The sequence below is a fragment of the Vreelandella salicampi genome, from assembly GCF_013415105.1.
In the GTDB taxonomy this organism is placed as follows: Bacteria; Pseudomonadota; Gammaproteobacteria; order Pseudomonadales; family Halomonadaceae; genus Vreelandella; species Vreelandella salicampi.
Genome location: NZ_JACCDF010000038.1, coordinates 1 through 1,691, shown reverse-complemented (window position 1 = coordinate 1,691; position 1,691 = coordinate 1). Strand labels below are relative to the sequence as shown.

1 protein-coding gene is annotated in these 1,691 nt (G+C 56.1%); it reads left to right on the top strand.

From position 1 onward, the window contains the following. Nucleotides 1–92 precede the first annotated feature (92 nt). A complete protein-coding gene (locus HZS81_RS17885) occupies nt 93–1,451 on the top strand; it encodes an IS1380 family transposase (RefSeq protein WP_179931878.1) in 1,359 nt (452 codons plus the stop codon). Nucleotides 1,452–1,691 lie beyond the last annotated feature (240 nt).

Below are 1,691 nucleotides of genomic sequence, written 5' to 3'. Positions count from 1 at the left end.
CCTGAATCCGTGAGCCTGGCGGCCTAAAAGTCTTCTAACCTTCTGATCCACATGGCAATATAGCGTATATCCTTTTTCACCCGATCATTATCATGCCTAACGTCAAATTTCGCGCCAGTCGCCGTACTCTCACCAGTCATGCCGGACTCTCGATCATCGGACAATGCCTTGAAACCGCCGGTGTCGACAGTATTGATGGCCGCTTTCCCACCTCCGTGGGCACGCGCACCAGTGACGTGGTCAAGAGCTACCTCGGTTTGCTGTGCCTGGGCATGAGTGATTATGACGCCATTGAAAACTTTCGTCGTGACAAGCCCTTTCAACAACTGCTGACCCTACAAAAAGTACCCAGTACCGCCACGTTGCGTCAGCGCCTGGAAAAGCTTGCGTCTAACGACTTGCAAGCACGAACGGCCGCCTGGTCGACAACCCTCTTGTCGCTGTCAGAGGCGCCAATAACCGCTGAAACGTCGCATGTCTGTCTGGACATCGATACGTTCGTGATGGACAACAGTAACTCTCACAAGGAAGGCGTGTCGCGGACCTACAAGAACGTCGATGGCTACACGCCCATTGCCGCGTATCTTGGCAATGAAGGGTGGTGTCTTGGCCTAGAGTTACGTCCTGGCAAGCAGCACACCATGAACGAAAGCAATGCGTTTCTGGAACGGGTACTGCCTCGCGCCCAAAAGCTGACAGAACAGCCGATTCTCGTGCGTGAAGACAGTGGCTTCGACAGCAAAGCACATTTGGCCTTGCTTGAGCATCACCGCGAAACGTTTGCCGAAGAAAGCCGTCAGCTTGATTATATCGTCAAGTGGAACCCGCGCCGTTCGGCCCGGGACGATCTGGATACCTGGTGCGCGGTTGCCGAGGACTATTGGCAAGACGTCCGTCCGGGTAAACGTCAAGCGGTTTGGGTGCAAAGCGTGTCGGTCACTGACGAGGGCGTCGACCATGTGATTAACCGGGTGATGCGTCTGGTGGAACGAACGACGCAACCGGATGGCCAGTTTCTGTTAGAGCCGGAATATGAACTGGAGGGCTGGTGGACCAGCCTGGACGACGCACCGGAAGCGGTTATCACGCACTATAAGGCGCATGCCACGCATGAGCAGTTCCACAGCGAGATCAAGACGGATCTGGATCTCGAACGCCTGCCGTCAGGTAAGTTCGCCACCAACGACCTGATCCTGCATCTTGCCCAGCTGGCCTACAACATTCTGCGGTTGATGGGACAATTGGGCATGACGGGCGAGATCAGCCCCGTGCGCCATCCCGCCAAGCGGCGCCGACTGCGGACGGTACTGCAAGAACTGGTACATCGTGCCGCCCTTGTGATTCATAAGGCGCGGCAGGTCATCCTCGATTTTGGTCAGGATAATGGCCGTATGACCGTGCTGCAGACCTTGCGCACTCGGCTTCGATATCCCCGGGCGGCGCTATGCTAGCGCGGCAGACTGCCTGGAGGCGATTCATAAATAGACAGCCACGCGGGTCAGCGCTTACCCCGTGCCCGGTGATGGCGCATGGCATCGAAGTAGGCATAAAAAAGCCTGTCTCCAGGATGCCAAGAGACCGATATACGGTGGGTAGCGACCCTGTCCGTCGAAAATGGCCGTCTAGGGGATCAAAAAATTCACAATAGCGGGGATAGGGAAAGTCTCGGCTTCAAGTTCACGGATTCAGGA